Origin of the sequence: Nevskia sp. (assembly GCF_023266035.1) — a bacterium.
Classification (GTDB): domain Bacteria; phylum Pseudomonadota; class Gammaproteobacteria; order Nevskiales; family Nevskiaceae; genus Nevskia.
The window spans coordinates 1-5,924 of record NZ_JAHFRY010000192.1 but is presented as its reverse complement, the minus strand read 5'-3'; the positions used below and the strand labels follow the sequence as shown (position 1 = coordinate 5,924).

Genomic DNA, 5,924 nt, shown 5'->3' with positions numbered 1-5,924 from the left:
TCGGCGCGATTCTGAAGAACAAAGCAGCGCGGCATACCGTCGTCGTGCGCAGCACGGTGCTGCCGGGTACGGTCAAGAATGTGGTGATTCCGGCGCTCGAACAGTCGTCCGGCAAGAAGGCCGGCACTGACTTCGGCGTTGCGGTCAATCCGGAATTCCTGCGTGAGAGCACCGCGATCGACGATTACCGCGAGCCGCCGATGACCATCATCGGCGAGCTGGATGCCGCCTCGGGTGAAGGTCTGGCCTCGATCTACTCGGTGCTGCCGGCGGCCGTTTTCCGCCGCCCGATCGAAACGGCTGAAATGGTCAAGTACACCTGCAACGTCTGGCATGCCACCAAGGTCACGTTCGCCAACGAGATCGGCAACATCGCCAAGGCTTGCGGCGTCGATGGTCGCGAAGTCATGAAGCTGATCTGCGAAGACGACAAGCTCAATCTGTCGGCCTATTACATGAAGCCAGGCTTCGCCTTCGGCGGTTCCTGCCTGCCGAAGGACCTGCGTGCGTTGAACTACCGGTCATCGCAGGTGGAATCGGACAACCCGATGCTCGCCGCGATCATGCGCAGCAATGTTGCTCAGGTCGATCGTGCGTTCAACCTGATTTCCGCATTCGGCAAGAAGAACATCGGTCTGCTTGGTCTGGCGTTCAAATCCGGCACCGACGATCTGCGTGAAAGCCCGTTGGTCGATCTGGCAGAACTGCTGATCGGCAAGGGCTACTCGCTGAAGATCTTCGACCGTAATGTCGACCATGCTCGAGTCATGGGTACCAACAAGGACTACATCGACTCGAAGATCCCTCACGTGTCCAAATTGCTGAGCTCAACGCTTGAAGATGTGGTCAGTGGTTCCGACGTCATTGTGCTGGGCAACAAGGATTCCGAGTTTGCTGACGTCGTCGCCAAGCTCAAGCCGGGTGTCAAGCTCGTCGACCTCGTCGGATTCATGAGCTCGACGTCGACCGAGGATGCGCAGGGTATCTGCTGGTAGTTCGGCTGCCTCGGTCGGGAACACGCACCTACATGAACCACGAATTCACGGATGCACGCGATGGCTGGCCGGCGCTGCAGGCTTGGTGGGACACCGCCGGCTGGCTGATGTTGCTCGGCGTTCTGGGCTGCATGGCGCTGCTACTGCCTTCTTATACGTTACAGCCCGGTGAGCCGCACTTTCTGATTGCCGTCGGCTTCGTCGGTCTCTGGCGATACGCGTTACGTGCCATTCACTTCGCACGTGCAATGTGGTTTTTGTACGTGTCTTATCCGAGGCTTCGTGAGCGTGCCGAGCGGGCTGGTAGCGCGGCAGATCCGTCGCATGCCTATTTTCTCGTCACTAGCTTCCGCATCGATGTCGAGACGACGGCTCGCGTTTACCGCGCGGTTATCGAGCAGGCCGTCGATTGCGGCTATCCGTCGACGATCGTCGCATCGATCGTCGAGTACGGTGATGAACTGCTATTCCGAGCCTTGTGGGAAAGCTACAACCCGCCCGAGCACATCAAGCTGCGCATCGTGCGCATTCCCGGCACCGGAAAGCGCGATGGCTTGGCCTTTGGTTTCCGTGCCATTGCTCGCGATACCCCGGATCACACGGCTCTAGTTGCAGTCATTGACGGCGATTCGGTGTTGACGCCGGGCGTGATGCGCAAGTGCGCGCAGATGTTCCACATGCTGCCGAAAGTCGGCGCGTTGACGACCAACGAGTATTGCACTGTGCTGGGCTCGCGGGTGATGAGCGAGTGGCACAAGCTGAGATTCGCCGAGCGGCATCTGAACATGTGTTCGATGGCACTAAGCCACCGCGTGCTGACCTTGACCGGGCGTATGTCGGTATTCCGGGCGCATATCGTCACGCAGTCCTCATTCATCGCCGATGTCGAGAATGATTCGACGATGCACTGGCGGCTCGGTCGGGTGAAATTTCTTACCGGCGACGACAAGTCATCGTGGTTCAGCGTGGTACGCCATGGCTGGGAAACCTTCTATCTGCCCGATGCCGTGATCCATACGATCGAGCATCCGCCGAATCCAAGTCTGCTGCAGAGCAGCCGACAGCTGATGTTCCGCTGGTATGGCAACTCGCTGCGTCAGAACTCGCGTGCCCGCAATCTGGGGCCTCACAAGCTCGGCTGGTTCACCTATTACGTGCTGCAGGATCAACGCGTACAGATGTGGACCGGTTTGCTGGGCTTGAGTGCGTCCTTGGTCGCGAGCGTCCGGTTCAGTTTCTATTACTTGATCCTGTATCTGGTCTGGATTGGTATCACGCGCTGCCTCATGTGTCTGATGCTGCTGCTGGCCGGACATCGCGTCGGACCGTCCTATCCGATTCTGATGTACTACAACCAGGTGTTCGGATCGCTGATCAAGATCGTCGTGCTGTTCTTCCCCGATCGGCAGTCATGGACGCGGCAGAAAACCACGCTGGCCCGCAATCTCGATCCGTTTCACGCTCGTTTCAATGCACTTTCCTCGCAGATCATGCTGTTTTCGGCCTGCAGCGTTTTTGCAGCCATTGTCATGATCATCGCGACGCTCAAGTCTCCGTTTAATTGAGCTTCGCTGACCCAACTCCTTTTCCCGCTACAGGAATCAATCGCATGGCTTCGCCGACCAGCAACAGCAAAATCGTTCATGAATCCGAGGCTCAGCGACAGTTCGTCCGCGTGAAGTTGCCCGCAACGATCCAGTTTTCTGTCGATGGCAACCGCAAGTCTTATCGACTGCACGATGTGTCTGCTGGAGGTTTCAGCTTCGATCCGGCCGGGGACAAGCTGCCGATCGGAGTGACCTACAGCGGTCACGTATTGCTGAATGTCGACTCGGTCGGATTCACGATTCCTGTCAGCTTCGAAGCCAAGACCATCGATGCAGAATCAGGCCGGATCGGCTGCGTGTTTCAAGATCTCGGTGCCAAGGAAATCTCGGCGTTACGCCAGATCATCACCGCCTTCCTTGGCGGGGAATTGGTGTCGGCCGGCGAGATGTTGTCGACGCTTTCGCGCGAAAACTTTGTTCGCGCCCGTGGCGCTGGCGGCGGCGGGCTGAGCGTCGGCGGCAAGCTCCGCGCCCTGATTGGCACGACGATCGCCCTTGCCGTCGGCGCAGTGGCGTTTGGTTTCGCCACCTTCAAGCTCTACGATCTGGTGTTCGTCACCCACGCCACGGCGGCCAAGGTGGCTTCGACAACCTATACGATCACCATGCCCCGTGACGGCACCATCTTTCCTACGGTTGCCCTAGGCGCAACGGTCAAGAAGGGTCAGGCCATCGGGCAGTTCCAGACCGCGCTGCTGGAAGTGGTCGAAGGCGTCTCCGGCACTTTCAAGCTGACGCCTGAACAGCTTGGCCAACTGGTAGGCGAGCAGCTCAAAGGCTCGGTTGCCAGCCCGTGTGACTGTTCGATCCAGAAGCTGTTCGTGACTGATGGTCAGTATGTGCTGCGCAACCAGTCGGTCATGGAACTCGTTCCGGCCGGCACGCAACCCTACGTGCTGGCGCGCTTCCATTACGACCAGATGAAGCACCTGCCGGTCGGCCGCGAAATCAGCATGCGCATCAACGGTGCTTCCAAAGCGGTTTTCGGAACCATCAGCGATCTGCGCATCCTGCCGGCACAGACGATCGACGCCAACGGCCTCAACGATCTCAACGGTCTCAACACCAACGCTGCGATCACTGACGTGATTGCCGTGATCCAGCCCAAGGACCCGATCGAGATCAGCCATATCGACGAACCCGTCGAAGTGCTGATCGATCCGTTCTTTGATCGCTTCCGGTAATCGTCTGATGAACCGTCTGCCTATCGCAGCGGCGTTGCTGCTGGTTATGAGCGGGTGTTCGAGCACCACATTCAACTCGGGACTGCCTATTCTGGTGAAGCCGCAGGATGCGGCCATCATCGGCAAAGCAGAGGGCTTGCCGGATATTGCTCGTGGCAATCAGGCAAGGCTGGCGGGACGTCTGGACGACGCCGAACGGAATCTCAAACCGCTTGCAGAACGGGGTTACCCGGATGCGCAGGTCTATCTAGCGGCAACCTATGTCCAGATGGATCGCATCGATAAGAACCGCGATGCCATCCTCTGGTATCGCGCGGCATTGCCTAGCCGGCCGGAAATCGATCTTTCACTTGCGCGTGCGCTGATCAATACCGGCGATCGTGTGGCTTCGGTTGAAGCGAAAAGTTTGATCCTGCGTGCTCGCGACCGGCGCGACGATCCCGCCGCGAATTCGACGTTGCTGTTCCTTTACATGACAAGGCCGGATTTCGACGTCAACAAGGAAGCGCCTGCGCTGGCTGACAAGCTTAGCCGCTCACCGTTGCCGGCGGATCGGATTGCGGCGATCACTTGGTATCGGGAATACATCGCGGACAACGACCATGCCGCGCGGCTGTTCGAGCTGTGCAAGGCCAACCTCGATATCCATCTGAACTGCTTCATCGATCTGGCGCACTTCTATCGCTATCGCAATGAACGGCCGGAACTCGATGCGCTGGTCGATCATTCGCTGAAGGTGTTCGCCAAGGGCACACCGCCGCCAGATCCGGCTGTTTTGTATGCGGTCCCGGAACCGGTCGAGCGACTGGCGGGGCGCCTGGCGGCGGCGATGGTCGAGCACGTCGAACTGGCCGATGAAGTCGAGTTCTTCGAGACGTTCAAAAGCCAGTCCCAGAACGACGACGGCGTCGACAACGACGATGCGGGTGTTGACGAGAGTGCCGATCTTCCCGAAGCCCAGATCAGCCCTACGCCACCGCCGCCGGATGAGCCGGCGGCGAAGGCCTCATCGGCCGCCATCATCGAGAAAGCCGATCTCATTCTGCGTTGGATGCTCAAGCAGCCTGGCGATTTTCCGTTGAATGCGGCGATCTTCGCGGTTCCGTATCCATTTCTGTTGCCGGACGTCGACATCGGCAGCCTGCTGAAGAAGGGCGTTGTCGAAGGCAATCACGCGGCGCAGTTCGCACTTGGTGACTACTACCTGGCCGGGCAGCGCACGGTCCTGAACCCACAGGAAGCCGAGAAGAATTATCTGGCCTGTTTGCAGTTCGGTTCCACCGTACTCGGCGCCAATTACCGTTTGGGACGCATGTATTCGCGCAGCGAACTGGGCAACCCGCAGCCGACGAAGGCGATGAACTACTATCTTCAGGCCGCGCGTAGTGGTAATGGCCGAGCCTATTATTCACTGGCCTACATGTTTACGGCTGCTTACGGCATTCGAGTTGATCGGATCAACGCTTATGCCTTTGCGCGCCGATCTGAAGACTCCGGACGTCCGTTGATTCTGCGTCTGCGCGTGGTTCAGCGAGACCCGCCAACGCCGAGCATGGAAGGGGCCAAGGAGGCCACTCCAGGTGCAGTGGTCAAGGCCTACAAGCTGCTCGATCGACTACGCGCCGAGTTCACGCCAGACGAACTGGCGCGAGCAGAAGCGCTGTATGAAGCCGAGCGCAAAGCCTTCCCGGTGGTCCAACGTCCGGTTCGTCCCGATGTCTATGCAGGTGTGTCGAAACCATGAACAGAAAAAAAAACAAGCGGGTGTTGGTCTGCGTACTGGCCGCCGGTTCCGGCATTCATCAGCAAGCTTCAGCGGTCGACATCAATGCCGCCGTCCGCGCGATCGGCTCGTATCAGCTTGACGGCCCTGCCGATCTCGGTCTCCTCGGGGGCAAGTCGGACGATAATTTCTTCCTCGACGTGGCGCCCCGTGTATTGATCCAGATCGACAATTCCTGGACGGGATATTTGCGCGGACGCGCTTTCCTGCCGACCGGCAGCGTTGTCGACACGGCCGAAACCCAGATCAACCAGCAGCGCAAGGTCAAGAGCTTTGTCAAGCTCGACGAGGCTTGGCTGCAGTACAACGGCCTCACCAACTATCCCGGTGAATCGGTGCGTCTCGGCCATCAGCT

Annotated in this window: 4 protein-coding genes and 1 pseudogene; all 5 read left to right on the top strand. The window is 58.9% G+C overall.

From position 1 onward, the window contains the following. Positions 1-995, top strand: a 995-nt coding sequence (locus Q0D45_RS20330; RefSeq protein ID WP_293397390.1) for a nucleotide sugar dehydrogenase, incomplete at its 5' end; no start/stop codon positions are given. A gap of 107 nt (positions 996-1,102) precedes the next feature. Further along, complete coding sequence (locus tag Q0D45_RS20325; protein ID WP_366946513.1) at positions 1,103-2,560, top strand: glycosyltransferase family 2 protein; 1,458 nt, start codon at positions 1,103-1,105, stop codon at positions 2,558-2,560. Between the two features lie 44 nt (positions 2,561-2,604). Next, on the top strand, positions 2,605-3,786 hold the full coding sequence (locus tag Q0D45_RS20320; RefSeq protein ID WP_293397383.1) for a PilZ domain-containing protein: 1,182 nt from the start codon (positions 2,605-2,607) through the stop codon (positions 3,784-3,786). Between the two features lie 7 nt (positions 3,787-3,793). Then, positions 3,794-5,530: a tetratricopeptide repeat protein gene (locus Q0D45_RS20315; RefSeq protein WP_293397380.1), complete on the top strand. Its 1,737-nt coding sequence runs from the start codon at positions 3,794-3,796 to the stop codon at positions 5,528-5,530. Continuing rightward, positions 5,527-5,924 (top strand): annotated as a pseudogene (locus Q0D45_RS20310) (hypothetical protein); the annotation flags it as partial. The gene Q0D45_RS20315 and the pseudogene Q0D45_RS20310, both read left to right, overlap by 4 nt.

Bases quoted from the DNA above. Each gene is read 5' to 3' on its own strand.
- Q0D45_RS20325 (WP_366946513.1), top strand. From the start codon at position 1,103: ATGTTGCTCGGCGTTCTGGGCTGCATGGCGCTGCTACTGCCTTCTTAT.
- Q0D45_RS20315 (WP_293397380.1), top strand. From the start codon at position 3,794: ATGAACCGTCTGCCTATCGCAGCGGCGTTGCTGCTGGTTATGAGCGGG.
- Q0D45_RS20320 (WP_293397383.1), top strand. From the start codon at position 2,605: ATGGCTTCGCCGACCAGCAACAGCAAAATCGTTCATGAATCCGAGGCT.